Raw genomic sequence first — 22,995 nt, forward strand, 5'->3', positions numbered from 1 at the left:
ATGGGCAACATTTCCACGGCCAAAACAAAAACAGGCCCCCTCGGATAAAGGGGGCCTGCCTGCGTTTTGTTTTATACAGTAAACTTCTTCAGTTGATCCTGCAGCGATACGGACAGGGACTCCAGGCTTTCGGACAGCTTCACCAAACCTTCGCTGACACTCAGCTGCTCGTTGCTTAAGGAGGCCACCTCTTCGGAGGTCGCGGAGGATTCCTCGGACACAGCGCTGACATTGCTCATGGCATCGGTCAGGGTGGACTGGGATTCTTCCAATGAACCCAGAGAGTGGTTGACACCCTTCAGCCGTTCGCTTAATCCGTCCATTTGACTGCGGACCTGGCCGAAGATCAAATCCGCTTCCTTTACAGAAGTGATCTGCTGTTGGAAAACCGGGTAAGCATCCGACAAGGCGGTTACCGTTTCATCAATTTCACGCTGGATGGTATCTGTAATCTGGCCGACAATCTCGATGGATTGTTTGGACTGCTCCGCCAGCTTGCGGATTTCATCGGCGACTACCATGAAGCTTTTGCCTGCAGCGCCTGCACGGGCGGCTTCAATGGTTGCGTTCAAGGACAGGATATTGGTTTGTTTGGAGATATTGTTCAGCATCTCCAGGATCTTGCGGATGGAGGAGGTGCTTTCCTTCAGGTGATCCACCTTTTCCACCATATTGCGGGTCATTTGCTCGGTATCATTGGTCTTGGCAATCAAATCCGCCATATACACGGTGCCCCGTTCGCTGACCTGCTCCACCTGGATGGTGGCATGGTTCATTTCTTCATTGGCTTTTGCCATCTCGCGCATTTTGAGGCCAATTTCATAGGTAATGGTATTGCCCTTCTCCGCCTCTACCGCGAGACTGGACGCTCCATTGGCGATTTCCTCCGTGGCTACGGCAATCTCCTTGGCGGAGATGGCGGTTTGCTTGGAAACATTCAACAGCACATTGGAGTTGTTCAGCACCTCTTGGGCGGAATGGTTGGTCTGCTGGACCAGCTTGGTGATCTGCTCCATCATCTGGTTGAAGCTTTGACCTAATTGGCCGATCTCATCCCGGCTGGTAAAGCGTGTCCGTACGGTCAGATTGCCCTGCTCACCCTGCTGCATCAGATTGCGCAGATTAATCAGCGGCCGGCCTACCATCCAGGCTACGAAGAAGCCGGAAGCCACCGCAAAGGCCATAGCGACCAGGACCATAATAATCGTCAGGTCCCAAATTTTCTCGGCATCCTTCACCAGATCATCCACAGGAACGGCAGTAGCCACCGTCCAGGGGGACACAGACAGCTTCTTGAAGATGGTCAGCCTGTCGTCAATGGTGCGGTTGGCGGCGGATTCTACCCCCAGCTTCTGATCCTCGTCGCTGAGCGTCACATCAAAAGCCTTGCCCACCCGTGCCGGGTCAGGCGTACGGACCAGATTGCCGTTTTCATCGATAATGACAACCGGGGCTTCTCCCTCTTTGTTCAGGTTCTCAAGTCCCGCATGAAGCATCTTTTCCTTCAATTCAATCAAAAGCACATATTGCTTGTTGCCGGTTTGAATATCCTTCAACAGACGGCCCATGCCGAATACGCCCTTGATGTTGCCCCAATAGCTTTCGGGAATTGTCGGCAGCCATACTGCGGCACCGTCCCCTTCCACAACCTTCTTGAACCATTCCTGCTCCCTTACTTTCTCGCGGATGGTAACAGAGCTGCTGTCCGTGCCGAGATTCCTGCTGTCTTCACTGATGCCGATCAGCACGGCCGTGGAAACATCATTCTTGCCGGAGAAGAACGAGCCCAACCGGGTACTGGCGGTTTGCTGCGCCTGAAGCTGGTCGTAAGCGCTCAAGGTGGTATCGGAGATATTGCGCAGCGACTTCATGAAATCCTGGTCTGTCAGCATCTGCATGGTGATATCTTCGTACACCTTCAAGGCCTGCTCGGTATTGCTGCCGGCTAATGTAATTGTCTTTTCAGTAGCCTGGGCGACTTTGTCTTTAATAATCGCTTTGGACTGCATGTATGAAAAAAGACCCACCGCCAGCACCAGAAGCACAATACAGGAAAAGAAAATTAAAAATAGCTTGACGCTGACTGATCTTGCCGGGTTCATGGATATTTGAGTATTGGTGCCCGAGTAAGATTCCCCCACCCCATCCTTTGTAAGCGTTTTCCGTCCCTGCTTTATCCGATCGACAAGTCCTCTGGGGTCAGGCAGTTGAATTTTCATGAATCCACCATCCTATGTATTCTGTCTTATTCTTGTCTCACTACATTCTTCGACAAATCTATAGGAAATCCTTTATAGTTTTTTTACAAAAAATTAAAACCTCCAATTAAAAATAATTTGGAGGTTTTTACAATTGACTGGAATTGATCCCCACGTTTATGGAAATGACTCTCTTTACATCTTCCGTTTACGCATCATATCATAAGGCTTGACCGGCTGCTCCACCTTCAAACGAACATGCTGGAGCGGATGGCGAGCGGCATCCAGAGACATACCGTCCGTGTCCGCCAGAGCCTCCACCTTCTGGGTGAAAAATCTTCCCTCCGGCCCGAAAAACTCTACTTCCTGCCCGGGTTTAAAATGGTTCCGTTGCTCTACGACGGCGCTCCGGCTTTCAGGATCATAATCCACCACCAGTCCCGCAAAATCGTAGTCGATCATTTTTTCCTCGGGACCGTAGATATGGTCCTCATGGCCCGGCTCATCAAAGAAGAAACCCGTGTTCAGCGGCCGGTTGGCTGCCTTGTGGATTTCGTTCAGCCATTCCTGGCGCAGGGTATACCCGACGGGATCGGCCATAAAAGCATCAATAGCCTGACGGTAGGCATTCACCACCGTGGCGACATAATGGATGCTCTTCATCCGCCCTTCGATCTTGAAGCTGTCCACACCGGATTCCACCAGCTCCGGGATATGCCCGATCATACACAGATCCTTGGCTCCCATCGTAAACTGGTGTTCCTCCGGACCCGCCACCGCCACTCCGGAGCCTTCTTCTTCCGGACCGGCAAACAGATCGTACTTCCAGCGGCAGGACTGGCAGCAGCCCCCACGATTAGAGTCCCTGTCGGTAAAGTGGTTGGACAGCACGCAGCGTCCGGACCAGGAGCTGCACATGGCACCGTGGATAAACGCCTCGATCTCAATATCCACCTTTTGCTTGATCTCGAGAATTTCCTCCAGGCCGGCCTCGCGGGCCAGCACCACCCGGTCTACTCCTTCATCCTTCCAGAACTTCACCGTTCTCCAGTTCATGGTGGACTGCTGGGTAGACAGATGGAGCTCCAGCTTGGGGGCGGCTTTTTTGCAGGTTTCAATAATAGCCGGGTCGGCCACGATAATGGCAGCTACTCCGGCTTCCTGCAGATTGGCCAGATAGTCCTCCAAGCCGGGGATATCTTCGTTATGGGCAAAAATATTGGCGGCCACATAGATTTTGGCTCCATACCGGGAGGCAAAGTCCACCCCCTGGCGCATTTCCTCAAAGCTGAAATTGTCGGCGCCGGAACGCAGGCCGTATTTCTGCCCGCCGATGTATACCGCATCCGCTCCGTAGCGGACGGCAAACTTCAGCTTCTCCAGGCTGCCGGCAGGCGCCAGAAGCTCAGGCTTGGCCAGCTTGCGGGTATGCTGCTGTCTGACTATTGATGCTGTTTGTTCCATGCGGTTCTCGCCTGCCTTTATCATAGTATGGCGGTCCATATCAATAGACCTGCTCCTTAAAGTAAAAACCGTAGGTTAAGGGACGATCCGCAGGCTGCAGACGGAGCAGCGGCTCCATCCACTCCTCACGGTAGCTGTAGCCTGCCGGATCGGCCACATATGCGTCAATAGCCTGGCGGTATGCCTGCAATGCCGCCGCGTTGTATGCGGCAGGCTTCATGAGGCTCTCCACCTTTATGCTGTCGATGCCCGCAGCAAAAAGATCCTCCAGCGCATCCAGCATACACAGGTCATCCCCGCTCATGATATGGGTGCCCGCTTCATCCTCGTAGATAGGATAACGCTCGTCCTGGCGCTCCTCCTCGATGAGATAAAGCCCCCGTTCCATTCCGAAGCCGCCTGGGGCATCCCGTTCACCCCGGTGCTCCATGTAGCTTTGGACCATCAGGCGTTTGGAGTGGAAGATATTCGTTACCCCGTGCACCTGCACCTGAACATCCGCCTTGCAGTGCTTCTTAAATTCTAGCACCTGCTCCATATTCAGCTCCCGGGCCAGAACCGCCCGGACAGCTCCGCGGTCCGCCCAATAATTCGCCGTTTTATAATTGGTGGCGGTCATCTCGGGGTTCCAGTGGAGGGGGAGATGCGAAACCCCGGCCTCCTTGGCAGCGGACAAAAGAGAGGGATCGCCGAACACCACGGCATCCGCTCTCGCCTCTGCAACTTGTTCCAAATAACCGGGTAGGGCGTCCGCCCCTGCATTGTCAAAAATCCGGTTAGCCACCACGTAGACCTTCAATCCGCTGCCATGAGCGGTTTGGACAGCCTCCTTCAGCATTGCCGCGGGAATATTCCCGGGCAGTCTTGCGCCGAAGCGGTGCTCGCCGATCTGAACCGCATCCGCTCCGGCTTTGGCGTAAAGCCGGATATCCTCCAGGGAGCCGGCGGCTGTAAGCAGTTCCGTACGTTTCATCTCTTAAGCCCACTCCTTTTTGCGCGGCCGGCCGTTCTGTCTCTACTGTTTGCTGGCCGCGTTGTTTTTCTTATGCTCCTCGAAGGTTTCGGCAAACAGATGGCGTCCGCTTCCGTCCTTCTTGGTGACGTAGAACAGATATTTCGTTTCCTCCGGATACAGAGCCGCCTTAATGGATAATAACCCAGGGCTGGCAATGGGGCCTGGAGGAAGACCGGCATTCAAATACGTATTATACGGGCTTTGTGTCTGCAGGTCCTTCTCAAACAAACGCTCCTTTTGCTTATCGAAGAGGTACTGCACGGTGGCATCGATTTGCAGGGGCATCTTCTGCTTGAGCCTGTTGTAGATCACCCCGGCCACCAGAGCGCGTTCCTCATCAACCGCTACCTCACGCTCCACCAGGGAGGCGACTGTCAAGATGCCATGGAGATTCAATCCCAGCTTGTCCATCTGCGCTTCCCAGCCCTGCGGCAGAGACTTTTGCTTCCTGTCCCATTCGGAGAGCAGCCGGCCCAGAATAGCCTCCTCCGTGCTTTCCTTCTTCATTTCATAGGTTTCAGGAAACAGGTACCCCTCCAGCCTATGGCGGAGCTGGGCATTGTCCGGGATGCTTTTGACCCAGGGCTGTGTCCACCTGTCGGCATCAGCCGCTAAAGCGAGGAAGGCTTCCTTGTTGATGATCCCGTCGGCTGCCAGCTTGTCGGCAATCTGCAGCACCGTGTACCCCTCGGGAATGGTAAACCGGATCATTTCCTCCTTGATTACATCCCCGCGGTTCAGCTTGTCGGTTATCTCAGCCAGGGTCATGCCTGGTACCAGTTGGTAATCTCCGGCCTGGAAGCGGCCGCCTTCCTGCTTAACCTTCAGATAGGCGGAGAAAATCATGCCGCTTCGGATAATGCCGTGGTCCTCCAGCAGCTTAGCGATGCCGGCTGAACCCGTTCCGGAAGGGATTGACACCTCCACCGGCTCTCCTTGCGCCATAGGCTGAAGGGAGCGGTAAACATAATAACCGGCGCCGCCTGCGGCCACCGTACCCAACAGAAAGATAATCAGCAAAATGAGCAGGACGGTTTTCCATCCGCTTCTTTTTTTCGGGTTTTGTTCAAGTGCCTCAGCCATCAAAGCCCGGTTTCCTCCTCTATCTGGATCAGTTATCTACGAAAAAAAGAGCGACCAAAGAGCCGCTCCTTTTATCGTACCATACTTCGCTTCCGTGTTCCATTTTTCTTACTTACTCTTCAAACGAGACCGTCATTTCGTCATATAGTTCAAGGATGGTCTCCCATTCGTCATCATCCGGCACCTCTGCCAGCTGAAGCTCACCCTGCTCGTCGGTGATAATGTGATACAGGGCCGTTTCGTCTTCACGCTTCATCCGGTCGCTTTGGAGAATGGCGTAAGATACGCCGTTCACCTCAAATTCGGCCAGGATCCGCTGCGGCTCTGAAGCGCCCTCTCCATCCTCCAGAAGGACTTCTTCCCCGAAGGCTTCCTTCAGGACGGAGAGATGCTTCACATCATCCAAGGAAGGCGTTTTCATGGAGTAACCTCTTCATCCATTTCTTCCATTAAGGTGTTGAAGGTTTCCTCCACAATGTTCCATTCTTCTTCATCGTCAATGGTGAACAATTGCAGGTCGTCTCCCTCTTCCTCGTACCGGAAGGCATACACCTCGTCGCTTTCCTCTTCATCCTCAGAGGTAACCACAGGCACCAGCATCATGTACTTCTTGTCGCTGCCATCCACCTCAAAGCGCATGATGACTTCGAATTCCTCTTCATTGCCTTCCTCATCCGGAATGTAAATGATTTCCGGCTCTTCTTCTTGGACCGGCTTGTTCGCCATCCTGCTCACCCTTTCGATTTGGCATCCATGTAACCTTGCAAAATAAGCGCCGCGGCCATTTTGTCGATCACTTGCTTGCGCTTTTTCCTGCTGACGTCGGCGGACAGCAGCGTTCTCTCTGCTGCCACCGTAGTCAGCCGTTCATCCCACAGATATACGGGAAGCCCGAGTTTAGCACGAAGCTCTTCGGCAAAGGCCTGGCATAACTCACCGCGGGGACCAATCGAGCCGTTCATATTCTTCGGCAGGCCGACGACAATATCCGTCACGCCATTCTCGACAGCGATTATGCGGAGCTTTTCCATATCATCCTCAGGCTTGCGGCGCTCCAGTACCGAGTGACCCTGGGCGGTCCAGCCCAGCTCGTCACTTAAGGCCACACCGATTCGGCGGTCGCCGTAATCCAGTCCCATCCATCGCATGTGTTCGTCCGTTCTCCCTTGTCTTTACTCGGGCACGGGGTTACTTCTGGGAGACCTTGTGCTGGGCCAGGTACGCCCGCACCAGCTCCTCAATAAGCTCATCCCGCTCGCGCTTGCGGATCAGGCTCCGGGCATTGTTATGCCGGGGAATATAAGCCGGATCACCGGAAAGCAGATACCCGACGATTTGGTTGATGGGGTTATACCCCTTTTCCTGCAGCGCATCGTATACGGCCAGCAGGACTTCCTTAGGGGAAGTCTCCACTCCTTCAGGCACGACATCGAACTTCATCGTTTTGTCCATCGAATTCACAACCGGCACCTCCCGCTTGAGAAATAATTTCCGCCTATAAGGAGTATACGAAATCGCATGTTACTCTGGTTATATTCTCCAAAGGCTGTCGAAATACCTTTATTCGGAATAAGAAAAACTTGGATTTACACTCCTGCACCCTGTTTACCGGCCAAATCTGCCGCCAGCTCCAGCGCTTCAGCCAGCTTGGACGGGTCCTTGCCCCCTGCCTGAGCCATATCCGGACGTCCTCCGCCGCCACCGCCGCAGCGCGCAGCAGCTTCCTTCACCAGCTTGCCGGCATGGAGCCCCTTGGCTACCAGATCAGGTGTGACCGCCGCCACCAGATTTACCTTGTCCTCCTGTACGGAGCCCAGCACGATAACGGCGGAGCCCAGCTTGGCCTTGAGGCTGTCCACCATATTCCGCAAGGAATCCATATCCCCTGCATGCACCTGCTCGGCCAATACCGGAATACCGCCAATGGTGCGCAGCTTGTCGGTCAGGCTTCCCGCTTCAGCAAGGCTTGCTTTTGCCCGCAGGGATTCATTCTCCCGGGACAGCTCCTTCATTTGGCTGAGGGCCGCCTCCACCCGTTTCGGTAGATCCGCCACGTTGGTTTTGAGCAGTTGGGCCGCTTCCTTCAGAAGCTCCAGCTGGCCATCCAGATATTCATAAGCTTGCTTGCCGGTTACGGCCTCAATCCGGCGGACACCGGAGCCGATGCCGCTTTCGCTGACAATCTTGAACAGCCCGATCTGCGCCGTAGAGGATACGTGGCAGCCGCCACACAGCTCGATGCTGTAATCGCCAACCCGGACCACACGGACCACATCTCCGTATTTTTCTCCGAATAGAGCCATCGCCCCCAAAGCCTTGGCATCATCGATAGGCATGCTGGCAATATCCACTTCCGTGCCTTCCCAGATCTGGCGGTTCACCCGGATTTCAATATCCTGCAGCTCTTCGGCGCTGATGCTCCCGAAGTGGGAGAAGTCGAAGCGCAGACGGTCGGCGGATACCAGGGAGCCGGCCTGGTTGACGTGCTGGCCAAGCACTTCCTTTAACGCTTTGTGCAGCAAATGTGTTGCAGTATGGTTCTTGATAATGTGGCTTCTGTTGGCACGGTCCACCAATGCGGAGACAGTCGTACCGGCTTTCAATGCGCCTTCGCGCACCAGCACCGTATGCACATGCTGCCCGTGGGGAGCCTTGGATACCTCCCGGACATCCGCCACCACACCGGTTCCTTCCAGAATGCCGAAGTCGCTGACCTGGCCGCCGGATTCGGCATAGAAGGGGGTTCTGTCCAGAATGACCTGAGCGGTCGCACCGGCTGCCGCTTCCTGCACCAGCTCGCCGGACACTACCAAGGCAATGATCCGGGCTTCTGCTATCAGCCCAGTATATCCAATAAATTCACTTTTATCCGTAAATTCCGACAAAGGACCGCCCTGCACCTTCATGCTTTCCGTGGCATGTCGTCCTGAACGGGCGCGTTCCCGCTGCTCCTCCATCGCCTTGTCAAAGCCCTCCCGGTCTACGGTAAGGCCGTTCTCGGATGCGAAATCCTCCGTCAGGTCAAAAGGGAAGCCGTAGGTATCATACAGCTTAAAAGCGTCGGCTCCGGCCAATTCCTTGGCCCCTGCCGCTTTGGCCTTTTCAGCCAGGGTGTTCAGAATGGCCAAACCGTCGGAGAGGGTCTCGTGGAAGCGCTCCTCCTCCGTGCGGATGACCTTTTCGATGTATTCCCGCTTTTCCACCACTTCCGGATAGTACACGCCCATTATTTCGCCGACTACCGGAGTCAGCAGATACAGGAAGGGCTTATCCATGCCCAATACGGACTTTCCGTAACGCACGGCACGGCGCAGAAGACGGCGGATCACATAACCCCGGCCTTCGTTGGAAGGAAGCACTCCATCCCCTACGGAGAAGGCTACGGTGCGGATATGGTCAGCCACAACCTTCAAGGCTACGTCGGTGTCGTTGTCCTTTTTGTAGGTGACACCGGCAATGTCGCAGGTTTTCTGTATAAGCGGCTGGAAGAGGTCCGTGTCGAAGTTGGAGTCCACATCCTGCAGAATGGAAGCAAACCGCTCCAGACCTGCACCAGTATCGATATTTTTGTTGGGCAGCGGCGTGTAGCTGCCGTCCTTGTTGTGGTTGAACTGGGAGAATACCAGATTCCATACTTCCAGGAACCGTTCGTTCTCCCCGCCCGGCCAGCACTCGGGATCGTTCAGATCGCCGTACTTGTCGCCACGGTCGTAAAAAATTTCGGTGCAGGGGCCGCACGGGCCTTCGCCAATATCCCAGAAGTTGCTGTCCCGGTCCAGCTTGTAGATGCGGTTTTCGGGAATGCCGATTTTCTTGCTCCAGAGATCGAAGGCTTCCTGGTCTTCATTATAAACAGTCACGGACAAACGCTCCGGGTCAAAGCCGATCCACTGAGGGCCGGTCAGGAATTCCCATGCCCAGGTGATGGCCTCTTCCTTGAAATAATCGCCAATGGAGAAATTGCCCAGCATTTCGAAAAAGGTGTGATGGCGGCGGGTTTTGCCCACATTCTCAATATCATTGGTACGGATGCACTTCTGGGCATTGGTGATCCGCGGATTCTCCGGCTTCACCCGGCCGTCGAAATACGGCTTCAGGGGCGCCATACCGGCGTTGATCCAGAGGAGAGACGGGTCGTTGTGGGGCACCAGGGATGCGCTGGGCTCGATTTTGTGTCCTTTGCTGGCGAAAAACTCCAGCCATTTGCTTCTGATTTCACTGGCTTTCATGAATGGTTCTGCCTCCTCGAAGGGTATAGAAAAACAACATTCCACATATAAAAATAAAAAAACGCCCCTGAAACAGGGACGATTATATCGCGGTACCACCCTGGTTACTTTGTGCCCGAGGCCGCTGACTGCGGCAGGCTGCAAAAGTCTCCTTGAAGGAAGATAACGGTTCTTAGCCGGCGGAGTTCGCTCCGCGCTCAGGAAAGGGCTTCGGCCATTCTTCGCCGTAAAGGTTCTTGCAGCCGGCGGTGCTCCCCTGGGAGATTACCGGAACCTTCTCTCTAACACGGCGGGCTATGGACTACTCATTTCCTTCAATGCTTTACCATATACGTTGGTATATTATATCCAATCCGGCGAACCTTGTCAATTAGGCCGCCTGGAAACATGATCCTCCGGCAAATTCCGCAAGGCACGGATTTTGTGGGGAGAAAGACCTGTCGCTTTAATGACAGCCGCGTCATCCATTCCCATAGCAATTAGATTGCGGGCAGCCGTTTCGAGTCCTTGCTCCAGCCCTTTTTCCATTCCTTTTTCAATACCTTTTTCTATTCCCTGTTCAATTCCCTTTTCCAGCCCTTCTTCATAACCCCAACGCTTCCATGCCGGCATCAATTCCATGATCTTCCTCCCTCCCCGGAATCCCTCCGCCTGCAGTTGGCGGATTATGTCCTCGTCCTCCTGTGGAACGGGTTTATAATATAGATCCGCCACAGACATAATTAAGGCCAGCTTTGCGGCATCCAGCTTATCGCCCAGCCGCAGCAGCATCCTTAAATAGGCCGTTCTTAACTCTCTTGCTTCTTTCTTAGTATAACGCATTTTGGCCAATAAGGCAGCAGCCACCGGATTATCCGAATCCATAAAATCCCGCCAATTGTGGCTTTTCAGCTTCACCTGCAAAAACCGGAACTGCAAGATCTCATGCTCCCCCACATGCATGCGGATGCTGTCCCGTTCTTGACGCACTCCATCCATAGAAAATACGGCAATAGGGATAATCAGCTTAAATTCCTTGCGGTACAGCTCAAACAAACGGCTGAAGTAAATGAACATCCTTTCATGAAAATCCGCCTCACGGTAAGATTGCGGTTCGAAATGGACCAACACATAAGCATCCTTATCCCGGAAACGTGTAGCCAACAGCAAATCCAGCTCCCTCGATTCACCGCCTACCACATCCACCAGCAGCTCCTGCTGAAGGAAGCGTGTTTCCCGGTGATCCAGCTGCTCTGCTACCTCCGGCAGAAAAAGCTCTAAAAACTCGGCAAAAAAAGTCTGAAGAAGCTTTTTCAACGCCTCATCATGGGACGGAGGCCGGTTTTGCTTCATACTTTTCAACACCTTTCCAATGGAGATAAATAAAAAAGCCGACTGCCCCCTGTAGCAGGGAACAATCGGCGCATGCTTTGCGACCGTTTATTCTTTTATGAAACGCAAGAGTGAATGGCCCAAGTGGCAATCTCAGTGTACATACCGGAAGCGGCCTGCTCCCAGGGAAGCCAGTCCAATACATGATCCGGCTCGGATTTGCGCCCGTTGGGTCCACCCAGAACAGCCCGGTAGAAATACCCGATTATTTTTAGAGGTTCGCCCGTCACATGGGAAACTAAATATTGTACTGAACAACCGATGTAGGAGCCAAGCTCAATATCGTATCCCAGTTCCTCAATACATTCCCGTCTCAGGCATTCTTCACGGGCTTCACCCTCTTCTATTCCTCCTCCAGGCAAAAAAAAGCATGCCCCTCGAGCGGACCACCGCCACTTCATGCCGCTTATTCATGATCACGGCATATGCCGCAGGCCTCTCTTTATACTCCGTTGCCTCAAGCTTCATTCCAAATGAAATAACCTCCTGCTTTTCTACCACAGGCATCGGCCTCCTAGTATCCGTCCAAAAAGCTCACTCTTTCACTATATCAAACATATGTTCCCATGTAAATCCCTTACAAATGATTCCCGTAACCTTCACTGGTGGCCCGACACTTCCCCGAAAAAGACCGCATACTCTAAAAAATCAGAGAAAACTGATTTATTAAGAACCTTTTGCAGACAACCGCCTGCTGCTGGATAAAAAACAGGTATTGCCTAGAGGCTCTAAGTTCTTTATAATGACGCTAATCATTGCGTTATGTAGAAAGGGGAAAATCCGAATGTCTCGCAAGTTACGGGCAGGTATTGTCGGGGGCACCGGCATGGTAGGCCAACGCTTTATCAATCTCTTAGAAAATCATCCCTGGTTTGAAGTAACGGCAATCGCAGCCAGTGCCAGCTCCGCAGGCAAGGTGTATGAGGAAGCGGTAAAGGGCAGATGGAAGCTGGAGCAGCCCATGCCGGAGGCCGTGAAATCCATTACGGTTGAGGATGCGTCCAAAGTAGAGGAATTTGCCGCGCAGGTGGATCTGATCTTCTGTGCTGTGGATATGAAGAAGGACGAAATTAAAGCGCTGGAGGAGACTTACGCCAAAACCGGCACACCGGTTATCTCCAATAACTCGGCCCACCGCTGGACGCCTGACATTCCGATGGTGATTCCCGAGATCAACCCGGGCCATATTGCCGTCATTGAGCATCAGCGCAAGCGTTTGGGCACCACAACCGGCTTTATCGCCGTTAAGCCCAACTGCTCCATTCAAAGCTATGTGCCGGCCTTGAGCGCCCTTGCGGCCTTTAAGCCGACCGCTGTAGTGGCGACCACCTATCAGGCCATTTCCGGCGCGGGCAAAACCTTCAAGGAATGGCCGGAAATGATCGACAACGTTATTCCGTACATCGGCGGCGAGGAAGAAAAGAGCGAGCAGGAGCCTCTGCGCATCTGGGGCAGCATCGTAAACGGCGCCATCGTGAAGGCCGCCAGCCCGGCCATCACTACCCAATGCATCCGGGTGCCGGTAGCTGACGGACACTTGGCCGCGGTATTCGCCTCCTTCGAAAAGAAGCCCCCCAAGGACGAGATCATCGACCTGTGGAGAAGCTTCAAGGGCAGACCCCAGGAGCTCCAGCTCCCCAGCGCCCCGAAGCAGTTCATTACCTACTTCGAAGAAGAGAACCGTCCGCAAACCGGATTGGACCGGAACATCGAAAACGGCATGGGAGTCTCTGTCGGCAGACTTCGTGAGGATCTCCTGCACGATTACAAGTTCGTCAGCCTGTCCCACAACACCCTGCGTGGTGCCGCAGGCGGCGCGGTGCTGATCGCCGAGCTGCTGAAGGCGGAAGGGTATATTCAAGCCAAGTAAGCTGTCTGAGCGATTAAAGAAAGAGCTGTCCCGCAAGTTGGGCAGCTCTTTTTTGTGTTACCGGATACTCTTTTTCCGGTTCCTAAGTGGTCCGCCGCTGAATGAAGTATTGGGATACATGGGAAAACACCACCTTCAGCACTGCAAAAAACGGCACTGCCAAAATCAGTCCGGCCACCCCCGCCACTTGTCCGCCTACTAATAAGGCAAAAATGATGAGCAGCGGATGCATATGCAAGGACCGCCCCACCACTTGGGGGGATATAACATTGCCCTCCAGCAGCTGGCAGATCCAGTTGACCAACAGCACGTACAGTACCATTTTCCACGAGATGGAGGCTGCCATAAGCACTCCCGGCGCGGCACCCAGATACGGGCCCAGGTAAGGAATAATGTTGAATACCGCCACCACACAGGCCAGAAGCAGCGGATATTCCATTCCGATGAGCCAATACCCGATGTACGCCATTACTCCGATGATGATGCAGACCAGAAATTGCCCCCTTATGTAGCTGCCTAACGCCTCGTCGATTTCGAACAGGAGCCGGGTAATATGGCGGCGGTGTTTGCGCGGAACAACAGCCAGGACCGTTTTTTCGATGAGCTGGAAATCCTTCAGAATATAAAAGGCTACAAACGGTACAATCAACGCCACGAACAGCACATTCAGCTTGCTGCCGATCCCGTTGAGATAGTTGGCCACCCAATCGGAAACACCTTGCTCCAGCCGGAACAGAGAATTGTTGATGCCGCTGCGTATGCTGTCGGGCAGCATTTCGCTGTCGTTGAACTGGTCGATCATCCCCTGGGCCCGCATGGTGAATTCCGGCATATGCGCATTGAGCTCGGTGAGCTGGTTCATAAACATGGGAATGCCGTTCATGAGAATCACAGTGAGGGAACCGAGAAAAGTCACATATATCAAAAGCACCGCCACTGTCCGCGGCACTCTCCTGCGGTTCAGCAGCACTACCACGGGATTCAGCACATACGAAATGATCATAGCGATAATAAAAGGCGCCAGCACCGCCTTGGCAAAGCTGAAGATCCCCCCAAGAATAGGCCGGACGAGCCACAGCATGTACACGATCAGAAGCCCCAGCAGGGCATAAATCAGGACTCGAAACCGTTTGGTCGACCAGAATGGTTCCATCATAGTCCCCCCTTTGTCTTGGTATGTCCCTTCAGCCGGACAGACTCCTTTAGTGTAGTATATGTTGCCCAAGGGGAAATAAACCTTACAGGGACAAAACAGGAGAAACGTAAGCCCACGGGGGACAAACGCCAAAAAAGCCCAAACCGCCAAAAGGCGGGGGCTTTAGGAGCAAGCGGTGCAGACAGGTCAGTTGGCCTGAATTTGCTCCGCAATAAATTCGTCTTCGAAGAAGAGATCGTCCAGAGAGCTGAGTGTACCGTCCTCTTCTACTTGATAAACGGACATTTTGTCACCGTTTACCGTCAATTCAATGAAGCAGCCCCAGCAGTAAAACTGGTGGGAGCCAATTTTTCCGATATCCCGGGAATTGCAGTTGGGACATTGCATTGTCAAATCCATCACCCTGTTCCGTAAAATAAATTGCTTCTTTCATCCGCATGCATGTAAGCAGGTGTTCCTTCCCTACGGGCTGCCCACCGGCTGGCAGGTCCGCACCGTAATGGCGTCTTCGCCCCGCACAGCACCCGGCGGAACGGGAATCCTTCGCCTTCCCTCCTGCAAGTCTGTCAGAATTCCGTCCGACAGCTCCAGTCCTACTATAGAGTCTTCCATTTTTTCTGAAAAATAAACATCCTCCAAACGCCCCATCTGGATTCCTTCTACGGAAACCATCGGCAAACCCTTCAGCTTCTCCTTGCCCCATCCCAAAAGACTGGTATCAGGAAAGGATTTGAAGGGACGGACAGACGCCTTGCTGTTGATGATCACCGCGTCCTCCCCGATGGAAACCAGGGCATTCCATTCCACATAACGGGCGGAATTAAACCAGGATTTGTACTCCAGGACGATGCCGCGGAGCTTCCAGTCGCCGGTCACCAGCACATCCTTCACCGTGCCTATCCGTTTACCGGTGACGATATCCATCACAGGCAATCCCAACAAGTTGCACACGCTCCTCATGTACGATTCCTCCTTTGCCCAGGTCCGGCTGCTTGTCCACTCAAGCATAGGGTGCGGCAAAATTGAAGAATTATCCTAGGGCGTGTTTGCAAACTCCGAGGGGAGCAGATTATGGCGAATTTTCGTTCATAGCAAGGCACTTTCGTGAAGGCGTACCGGGGTACGTCAAGCGGAAGTAACGATGCAAGGGACGAAAAGGCGGTGAAAGATGCCCTCAAGCGGGTTTGCAAACACGGCCTAAGGTTAAAGCGCGGCATCTGTTTTTTGGCCGTCCTTTTTTAGGCAGCCGTTCCTCTATCTACGCAGACGTTCCACAATGGTTCCAACTTTTTCGCAGGTAAAATCAATTTCTTCAAAAGTTGTTTGCGGACCGAAGCTGAAGCGGACGGCGGAAGCGGCCACCTCCTGGGGGAGCCCCATAGCTGTAAGCACATGGGACAGCTCCAGCGATCCCGAGGTGCAGGCGGAGCCGCTGGCCGCAGCAATTCCCTCCAAATCAAGCCGCATCAGAAGAGTTTCTGTGGTGCAGCCCGGAAAGCTTACATGAAGGATGTGGGGCAGCCGGTCCTCAGAACGGGAGGGTCCGTTTATGACGAAGCCTTCTGTACCCAATCTGGCCTCCAGGCCGTGGAGCATACGGGTGCGCAGCTCCTCCATCCGGCGTTGCTTCGTCTCCATAGATTCCACAGAAAGGCGAAGGGCTTCAGCAAATCCAGCAGCAGCAGCCACATCCTCCGTACCTGCACGTTTCCTTCTTTCCTGTGCCCCTCCATAGATAAGCGGGGACAGGTGAATCCGCGAGGAGCAGTACAGGGCACCGATACCCTTAGGGCCGCCCAGCTTATGGGCCGAGAAGCTCATGAGATCTACCGGCAGTGTGGACAAATCAATAGGCACCAGCCCCGCCGCCTGGACGGCATCCACATGGAAGGGGATACCCCGGCTTCTGGCCAGGAGTCCGATAGCGGAAACAGGCTGAATGGACCCTACTTCATTGTTTCCGTACATGACGGAAATCAGCAGAGTCCTAGAGGTAATGGCCGCTTCCACGTCTTCCGTCGAAACCAATCCTGAACGGTCAGCAGGCAAATACGTGATCTCGTATCCGGCCTGCTCCAGCTTCTCACACGCATGAAGCACCGCGTGGTGTTCCACTGCCGATGTGATGATATGGTTTTTGGGACCGGCAGGCAGCGGAGCCAGCCCGAATAGGGCAGCATTGTCCGCTTCCGTGCCACCTCCGGTGAAAATCAGCTCCTTGGGTGCACAATGAAGCAGCCCGGCGATGGTTTCCCGTGCGCGGGACAGGACGGCCCGGGCATCCCGCCCAAAACGGTGAAGGCTGGAAGGATTGCCGTATTGCTCCCGGAGGAGCGGCAGCATCGCATCCAGCACTTCAGGCAATAACGGCGTTGCCGCCGCATGGTCCAGATAGATGAGGTTCATGAAATCCATACACCTTCTATTTTACATTTAAATGTAAAACATATAATTATCCATCTTGCCTTCATCATGGAATTCAATGAGGTTGGCCAAGGTGGTGGAATCCAGCACCTCTGCGATGGCATCCCGGATGCGGATCCACAGATCGCGCTTCGCCGGATCATCCTCCTCGGTGAAATCCACCGGGCTGATGGGTCCCTCCAGCACACGGATAATGTGGCCGGCGGTAATCTCCTCGGGATTCTTGGAAAGAATATATCCGCCGTACGCGCCGCGGATGCTCTTCACCAGCCCCGCATTACGCAGAGGGGCGATAAGCTGCTCCAGATAATGCTCAGAGAGACGGTGCTTTTCGGCAATACTTTTGAGGGAGGTTGGACCTTCCCCGTTCTTAGCTGCAAGTTCCATCATAATGGTAAGGCCGTAACGGCCTTTAGTTGATATTTTCAAGAGAACGCCACCTCAATCGACTGTTCTTGTTCCGCTCCAGTGGTCGAATCTGTCCCTTACCAGCATGTCCAGACAGTCCGGAATTCAAATCCGCTGATAACCGATTTTTTTATCCACATCGTTATTATGTTATCACAACCAAGAGGTTCTTGGGAACTCCAGTATGACAACTTCATGAAAAAAATGCTTCTGTTTTAGAAAAATGGTACAATAGGAGGTATTGCATATTTCCCAAATGAAAGGTCTGGCGAAAACATGATGAAAGCACCACAAGATACACGGGTTGTCCTGGGCATGTCCGGAGGCGTGGATTCCTCCGTAGCCGCCCTTCTCCTGAAGCAGCAGGGATATGACGTCATTGGCGTTTTCATGAAAAACTGGGATGATACCGACGAATTCGGCCATTGCACCGCGGAGGATGACGCCGAGGATGTGCGCCGGGTGGCGGAGCAAATCGGCATCCCCTACTATACCGTAAATTTCGAAAAGCAGTATTTCGATAAAGTTTTCGCCTATTTCCTGGAGGAATACCGCCGGGGGCGGACACCCAACCCGGATGTGATGTGCAACCGGGAGATCAAGTTCGGCGAATTCCTGCAGAAGGCGCTGGATCTGGGAGCCGATTATATTGCAACGGGCCATTATGCCCAGGTGGATCAGCAGGACGGGATTTACCGTCTCCTGCGGGGCAATGATCCAGGCAAGGATCAGACCTACTTCCTGAGCCCCTTAAACCAGTATCAGCTGAGCAAGGCCATGTTCCCCATCGGGCATCTGCCCAAGCCGGAGGTGCGCCGCATTGCTGAGGAAGCCGGACTGGCCACTGCCAAAAAGAAGGACAGCACCGGCGTTTGCTTTATCGGCGAACGCAACTTCAAGGAGTTCCTGAGCCAATACCTGCCCGCCCAGCCTGGAGAAATGCGTACGCTGTCCGGGGAGCTGAAGGGTCGGCATGAGGGCCTGATGTACTACACTCTGGGGCAGCGCCAGGGATTGGGTATCGGCGGCTCCGGCACAGGAGAACCATGGTTTGTGGTGGACAAGAACCTGGAGACGAACACTCTGATTGTCGCCCAGGGGGATGACTCCTACCTGTATTCGGTGGGCTTAACCGCTACGGGCTTCAATTGGATTCCGGGTGGAACTCCTCCGGCGGTACTGAAATGCACGGCCAAGTTCCGCTACCGCCAGCCCGACCAGCCGGTGACGGTTCATGTTTCACCGGAGGACGGCACCTGCCGGGTGGAATTCGCCGAGCCCCAGCGGGCGGTAACCCCGGGGCAGATCGTCGTCTTCTACGACGGCGAGGTCTGCCTGGGCGGCGCCACCATCGACAAGATCATCCGGAAGTAAACCGTTCAGCAACCCTATCTGCAGCCGACTGCCGCTCTAAGCCTCCACAGCTTAGGGAGGCAGTTTTTTGTGAGGCGGAGGATCCGGCTTCACTTTTGGGGGATGGTTGTCGGGGGCTCCCCCAAAAGTAATCGGAATAAGCTTCAGCGCTTGGCTTCACTTTTGGGGGAATGTATTATATTGTCCACTGGTTGCGGACCAGCCCCGTTAAATACCACGCGCCACCCTTCTCCTCGAAAACCAGAATCAAGCTGGCCCAGTCCATCCCCTGCACCTTCGGATCAAAGCCGCTGAAATAATACTCCACAAAATGGCTGCCGGGATATACTTCCTTGATGTTGTTGACGGTGTTCCCCTTGCCGATCGGCTCATCATAAGCAGACTTCTCCGGTTTGGCATAGTCATGGTTGTACAGGAATTTGTCGTAGAACTCGGCGAAGGTCAGCTTTATGGGCTCTCCGGAGCCATCATATGCCCCCCAAGTACGGACGGTTTTGTCATCCTGAAGCCGTTTAATCTCATCCCGGGTCAAAATCACGTCCTGCTTCATGTCCACATGGACGTAAGGAGACATCCGCACACCCTTATCCGGATGTGCGGCAAGGGCCAACCCGGCCCAGTCCCGTTCCTTCAGGGCGACGACGGCTTTGGCTGCGGCAGCCTCCACCTGCTGCCGGATCTCCCCGGCGGAGGCCGGGGCTGCCGACGCGGCAGTGGACGCTGCCGGGGAAGCGGTAGCCCCCGGGGCCTTGCTCTCCGCCGGAGCGGGAGTTGCAGGAGCAGCGGGTGGCGATACAGAGGCAGTGGCTGCAGAAGCCGGGATGGTGCCGGTAGCCACAGGTGCGGAGCTGTTTTGGCAGCCGGCAGCCAGTGTGAGCAGGAGCAGACTTGCGGCGATGGATTTCATGCTGATTCTCCTCTCCTTGGCTGCTTGCATAATGTATGGACGGCAAACAGCAGACGAAAGTTACAAGCTGATCATGATTTGGGCAAACAATCACTATGGATCAATACCCGCCGAACCCAGACAGAAGTGTTACGGACTGACGTTCCCTTATTTATCCAAATAAACCCTCTTTGGAACATTTCACGGACTCACAGGCCGTTATTTGCTTCGTATGCCGGTCTATTCCTTATTTTCGGAACCAATAGCGGAACGTCAGTCCGTATACAGAAGAAAATACAGGTTTTCCGCTGAATAAAGGAAGCTGGGTCCGTTAGCAGCCGCCGGGCAGGCTCCGTCCGCCCAAACGGATAACCATTACCCCATTTTTTACCCAACTACCCCCACTTATGCACACACAACATCATCCGTGAAGCATCATAAATCCCTTCCTGCCGCCATTGCCCCGGGAAGTACCGGCGAAAATATGGTAAAATAGACGAAGTGTGCCTTCGGGCCGCGACGCAAGTAACGTGTGTAAGGTGGCGAATGGAAATGGACTTATTTTCTTCAATGCAGCAGCCCAAGGACGAAAGCTTCAAGCCGCTGGCCGAGCGGATGCGTCCTTTGTCTTTAGACGAATATACCGGCCAGGAGCATCTGGTGGGCAAGGGAAAGTCTTTGCGTGTGCTGATCGAGACGGACCGGGTCCCCTCCATGATCCTCCAAGGGCCCCCCTCCTCCGGCAAAACTACATTGGCCACCATCATCAGCCAGATGACCAAGTCCAATTTCATCAAGCTGAATGCGGTCTCCCTGGCCATTGCCGAGCTGCGCAAAACCTTTGAAGAGGCCCGCGACCAGCTTCAGCTTTACGGTAACAAAACCATTGTAATGATCGACGAGATTCACGCCTTGAAGAGCAATATTCAGGAAGCTCTACTGCCCGTGGTGGAAAATGGAACCATCATCCTCATCGGCTGCACGACGGAGAGCATTCACCATGATATCATCCCGCCTCTGGTATCCAGATGCCGGGTATACAGATTGAATTCCTTCTCCACGGATAACATCCGGGATATGCTCAAAAGAGCCATGACGGACAAGAATCGTGGGCTGGGCGGCTCCGGCATCTCGCTGTCGGAGGAAGCATTGGACTATCTGGCAGATATCTCCAATGGGGATGTGCGCAATGCACTGAATGCCCTGGAGGCTGCCGCTTACTCCCTTCAAGGCACGGACACCCTTGAGCTGCGCCATGTTCAGGAGGCGTATTCATTCCGCTTGAACGGCATAACCACCAGCGACCGGTACAATCTGACCTCCGCCCTGTGCAAATCCATGCGTGGCGGCCAGACAGATGCGGCCATGTACTGGCTGGCGCGCCTTCTCTACAGCGGTGTGGATCCGGAATATATTGCCCGCCGGATTGTGGTCCACTCTACAGAGGATGTGGGTATGGGTAACCCGGTTGCCCTGCAGATGGCTCTGGCCGCCAAGGATGCCGTGCTGTTCGTAGGAATGCCGGAGGCGAGGATGGCGCTGGCCCAAGCGGTGATCTTCATCTGTGAAAGCCCTAAATCCAACAGCGCCTATAAAGCCATTAACGGCGCCTTGGAGCTGGTGGCCCGTTCCCCTGCTTATGAGGTTCCCGAGGATATCCGGGACGGCAGCAAGTCATACCGGAATCCCATCGACAACCCTGGTGCCTCCAACCATTATCTGCCGCCCGAGCTGGGCAAAACCCGTTTCTACAGACCGCACAACAGCGGTACGGAAGGGAAAATTTATGCACGGTACAAGGAGCAGGGAAGGCTGTAGGTGGGTCAGCTCCGGTTCAAGCGGATAAATGAAATAACACACCAATTTTTTCGGGGAGGAAAAAGAGTTGGCCATTATTCTTAGATTGGCGGGAATTGCAGCGGCACTTACGGGGATTATTGCCGGTATTGCCAAGGGGCGGGATATCCTGTACACCGTAACCGAAGCGGCCGGTTCACCCGTTAATCATTATGGCTTCCAATTCGGCGAAGCGGTGATATGGTGGATCGGCGGTATTGCTCTGGGACTGGGGCTTTATGCACAAGGCATCATTCTGGACCGGTTGGAGGAACTCCGGCGGTAGTAATATGAAGACCCTGCACCGCTACGTGCAGGGTCTTCTTCTTGGCCGTGTTTGCAACCCCGCTTGAGGGCTTCTTTCACCGCCTTTTCGTCCCTTGCATCGTTACTTCCGCTTGACGTACCCCCGGTACGCCTTCACGAAAGTGCCTTGCCTGGAACGAAAATTCAGCAAAATCTGCTCCCCTCGGAGTTTACAAACACGACCTAGCGGCTGCGGCCGAAATAATCCAGGCCCATGGCCTCCCGCACCTCGCCCATGGTTACAGCGGCAATGCGGCGGACCTCTGCGGTGCCCGCCTGCAGAATGTCGTCAATGTCACGCGGTCGTGCCGCATAATCAACCCGTCGCTCACGCATAGGGGCCAGCAGCCCCTCCAAGGCCAGCCGCAGCTTTTCTTTGCACGCCGAGCAGCCGATGGTCCCCGCTTCACAGTTTTCCCGGATCTCCACAGCTCCCTCCGGCCGGAAGGCTCCATGATAAGCATAGATAGGGCAAATGTCCGGATGTCCCGGATCATTTTTATGAATCCGAGCCGGATCGGTTTTGGCTTTGCGGAGCTTCAGCGCCAGCTCCTCCGCACTGCAGTCCAGCTCTATGGCGTTGCCCAGGCTTTTGCTCATTTTGGCCTCCCCATCCGTCCCGACCAGCCTCGGCACCTCACTGATCAGCGCCTGTGGCTCCACCAGCACCGGTTTGTACAGCTCGTTGAAGCGCCGCACTACCTTGCGGGCCAGCTCCAGGTGAGGCAGCTGATCCTCGCCAACCGGAATAAGCGTTGCCTTGCAAAAGGCAATATCCGCCGCCTGGCTCACCGGGTACCCCAAAAACCCGTAATACAGCTCATCCAAACCCGCGCCTTTGGACTCTGCCTTCACCGTGGGGTTATGGCGCAATGTATTTACCGTAACCAGCATGGAGAAAAACATGGTCAGCTCGGCAATCTCCGGTACCATGGATTGGATAAAAATAGAGGTTTTGTTGGGATCGATTCCTGCCGCCAGGTAATCCAGCGCCATCTCCTTCAGAGAGCAACTGATCAGCTCCGACCGTTCAAAATGAGTGGTTAACGCCTGCACATCCGCCAGCATCACAAAACATTCATGCTCCTCCTGCAGCGCCACCCGGTTCTTCAAGCTTCCGGCGTAATGGCCCAGATGCAGCTTGCCGGTGACCCGGTCCCCAGTTAATACACGATTTTTCATTGCTGTTTCCTCCTAAATTGGTATTTTGACTCGTATGTTTCCGGCACCAATCCCAGCCATCATCCATGGCCATCACCCCCTTTCATAAATCCCCCAAAAGTGAAGCAAATGCTTCGAAGCTTATTCCAACTACTTTTGGGGGTGCCCCCGGAATGATTCCCCCAAAAGTGAAGCAAATGCTTCGAAGCCTATT

23 protein-coding genes are annotated in these 22,995 nt (G+C 54.1%); 4 read left to right on the forward strand and 19 right to left on the reverse strand.

Annotated elements, in window-relative coordinates; genetic code table 11:
* Positions 1–71: 71 nt before the first annotated feature.
* From ACI1P1_RS02990 to ACI1P1_RS03045, 12 genes are all read right to left on the reverse strand, one after another.
* Positions 72–2,219, reverse strand: a complete 2,148-nt coding sequence (locus ACI1P1_RS02990; protein ID WP_416214878.1) for a methyl-accepting chemotaxis protein — start codon at positions 2,217–2,219, stop codon at positions 72–74.
* A 174-nt stretch (positions 2,220–2,393) separates the two neighbouring features.
* Positions 2,394–3,662: a peptidase U32 family protein gene (locus tag ACI1P1_RS02995; protein WP_416214879.1), complete on the reverse strand. Its 1,269-nt coding sequence runs from the start codon at positions 3,660–3,662 to the stop codon at positions 2,394–2,396.
* 40 nt (positions 3,663–3,702) lie between these two features.
* Positions 3,703–4,635 carry a peptidase U32 family protein gene (locus ACI1P1_RS03000; protein ID WP_416214880.1) on the reverse strand — a complete coding sequence of 311 codons (933 nt, stop codon included), beginning with the start codon at positions 4,633–4,635 and terminating at the stop codon, positions 3,703–3,705.
* Between the two features lie 42 nt (positions 4,636–4,677).
* Positions 4,678–5,760 carry an endolytic transglycosylase MltG gene (mltG, locus tag ACI1P1_RS03005; RefSeq protein WP_416214881.1) on the reverse strand — a complete coding sequence of 361 codons (1,083 nt, stop codon included), beginning with the start codon at positions 5,758–5,760 and terminating at the stop codon, positions 4,678–4,680.
* Positions 5,761–5,872: 112 nt separating this feature from the next.
* Entirely contained in the window at positions 5,873–6,181 is a 309-nt protein-coding gene (locus tag ACI1P1_RS03010) for a DUF1292 domain-containing protein (protein WP_416214882.1), read from the reverse strand.
* Complete coding sequence (locus ACI1P1_RS03015; protein ID WP_416214883.1) at positions 6,178–6,486, reverse strand: DUF1292 domain-containing protein; 309 nt, start codon at positions 6,484–6,486, stop codon at positions 6,178–6,180. The genes ACI1P1_RS03010 and ACI1P1_RS03015 overlap by 4 nt, the downstream gene beginning before the upstream one ends.
* Positions 6,487–6,491: 5 nt before the next feature.
* The gene (gene ruvX, locus ACI1P1_RS03020; protein ID WP_416214884.1) at positions 6,492–6,908 is read right to left on the reverse strand and encodes a Holliday junction resolvase RuvX; all 417 of its coding nucleotides are present in this window, start codon (positions 6,906–6,908) and stop codon (positions 6,492–6,494) included.
* Between the two features lie 40 nt (positions 6,909–6,948).
* On the reverse strand, positions 6,949–7,221 hold the full coding sequence (locus tag ACI1P1_RS03025; RefSeq protein ID WP_416214885.1) for an IreB family regulatory phosphoprotein: 273 nt from the start codon (positions 7,219–7,221) through the stop codon (positions 6,949–6,951).
* Between the two features lie 125 nt (positions 7,222–7,346).
* Positions 7,347–9,989: an alanine--tRNA ligase gene (gene alaS / locus ACI1P1_RS03030; RefSeq protein WP_416214886.1), complete on the reverse strand. Its 2,643-nt coding sequence runs from the start codon at positions 9,987–9,989 to the stop codon at positions 7,347–7,349.
* Positions 9,990–10,355: 366 nt separating this feature from the next.
* On the reverse strand, positions 10,356–11,321 hold the full coding sequence (locus ACI1P1_RS03035) for an Rpn family recombination-promoting nuclease/putative transposase (RefSeq protein ID WP_416214887.1): 966 nt from the start codon (positions 11,319–11,321) through the stop codon (positions 10,356–10,358).
* 95 nt (positions 11,322–11,416) lie between these two features.
* Positions 11,417–11,761, reverse strand: a complete 345-nt coding sequence (locus tag ACI1P1_RS03040) for an NUDIX domain-containing protein (protein ID WP_416214888.1) — start codon at positions 11,759–11,761, stop codon at positions 11,417–11,419.
* Complete coding sequence (locus tag ACI1P1_RS03045; protein WP_416215183.1) at positions 11,694–11,861, reverse strand: NUDIX hydrolase; 168 nt, start codon at positions 11,859–11,861, stop codon at positions 11,694–11,696. Before ACI1P1_RS03045 ends, ACI1P1_RS03040 begins: the two co-directional genes overlap by 68 nt.
* Positions 11,862–12,144: 283 nt before the next feature.
* On the opposite strand from ACI1P1_RS03045, the gene asd reads away from it, so the two are divergent.
* Positions 12,145–13,230 (forward strand): aspartate-semialdehyde dehydrogenase, encoded by a 1,086-nt coding sequence (gene asd / locus ACI1P1_RS03050; RefSeq protein ID WP_416214889.1) that lies wholly within the window; start codon positions 12,145–12,147, stop codon positions 13,228–13,230.
* An 82-nt stretch (positions 13,231–13,312) separates the two neighbouring features.
* Here the strand turns inward: asd and ACI1P1_RS03055 are convergent, their stop codons facing one another.
* The 5 genes from ACI1P1_RS03055 to cymR form a co-directional block, all read right to left on the reverse strand.
* On the reverse strand, positions 13,313–14,383 hold the full coding sequence (locus ACI1P1_RS03055) for an AI-2E family transporter (protein WP_416215171.1): 1,071 nt from the start codon (positions 14,381–14,383) through the stop codon (positions 13,313–13,315).
* Positions 14,384–14,572: 189 nt separating this feature from the next.
* A complete protein-coding gene (locus ACI1P1_RS03060; protein WP_416215172.1) occupies positions 14,573–14,773 on the reverse strand; it encodes a hypothetical protein in 201 nt (66 codons plus the stop codon).
* A gap of 75 nt (positions 14,774–14,848) precedes the next feature.
* Positions 14,849–15,346: a PRC-barrel domain-containing protein gene (locus ACI1P1_RS03065; protein WP_416214890.1), complete on the reverse strand. Its 498-nt coding sequence runs from the start codon at positions 15,344–15,346 to the stop codon at positions 14,849–14,851.
* Between the two features lie 294 nt (positions 15,347–15,640).
* Positions 15,641–16,792 (reverse strand): cysteine desulfurase family protein, encoded by a 1,152-nt coding sequence (locus ACI1P1_RS03070; RefSeq protein ID WP_416214891.1) that lies wholly within the window; start codon positions 16,790–16,792, stop codon positions 15,641–15,643.
* A 27-nt stretch (positions 16,793–16,819) separates the two neighbouring features.
* Entirely contained in the window at positions 16,820–17,239 is a 420-nt protein-coding gene (gene cymR / locus ACI1P1_RS03075; protein ID WP_416214892.1) for a cysteine metabolism transcriptional regulator CymR, read from the reverse strand.
* A 255-nt stretch (positions 17,240–17,494) separates the two neighbouring features.
* On the opposite strand from cymR, the gene mnmA reads away from it, so the two are divergent.
* The gene (mnmA, locus tag ACI1P1_RS03080; protein ID WP_416214893.1) at positions 17,495–18,592 is read left to right on the forward strand and encodes a tRNA 2-thiouridine(34) synthase MnmA; all 1,098 of its coding nucleotides are present in this window, start codon (positions 17,495–17,497) and stop codon (positions 18,590–18,592) included.
* 175 nt (positions 18,593–18,767) lie between these two features.
* Here the strand turns inward: mnmA and ACI1P1_RS03085 are convergent, their stop codons facing one another.
* Entirely contained in the window at positions 18,768–19,499 is a 732-nt protein-coding gene (locus tag ACI1P1_RS03085; RefSeq protein ID WP_416214894.1) for a hypothetical protein, read from the reverse strand.
* A 531-nt stretch (positions 19,500–20,030) separates the two neighbouring features.
* Here ACI1P1_RS03085 and ACI1P1_RS03090 point away from each other — a divergent pair.
* Positions 20,031–21,296 carry a replication-associated recombination protein A gene (locus tag ACI1P1_RS03090; protein ID WP_416214895.1) on the forward strand — a complete coding sequence of 422 codons (1,266 nt, stop codon included), beginning with the start codon at positions 20,031–20,033 and terminating at the stop codon, positions 21,294–21,296.
* 67 nt (positions 21,297–21,363) lie between these two features.
* Positions 21,364–21,600, forward strand: coding sequence for a hypothetical protein (locus tag ACI1P1_RS03095; RefSeq protein WP_416214896.1), 237 nt, complete (start codon positions 21,364–21,366; stop codon positions 21,598–21,600).
* A 203-nt stretch (positions 21,601–21,803) separates the two neighbouring features.
* On the opposite strand, the gene trpS is transcribed toward ACI1P1_RS03095, so the two are convergent.
* Positions 21,804–22,802 carry a tryptophan--tRNA ligase gene (gene trpS / locus ACI1P1_RS03100; protein WP_416214897.1) on the reverse strand — a complete coding sequence of 333 codons (999 nt, stop codon included), beginning with the start codon at positions 22,800–22,802 and terminating at the stop codon, positions 21,804–21,806.
* Positions 22,803–22,995: the final 193 nt, after the last annotated feature.

Source organism: Paenibacillus mesotrionivorans (assembly GCF_046098205.1).
In the GTDB taxonomy this organism is placed as follows: Bacteria; Bacillota; Bacilli; order Paenibacillales; family NBRC-103111; genus Paenibacillus_AR; species Paenibacillus_AR mesotrionivorans.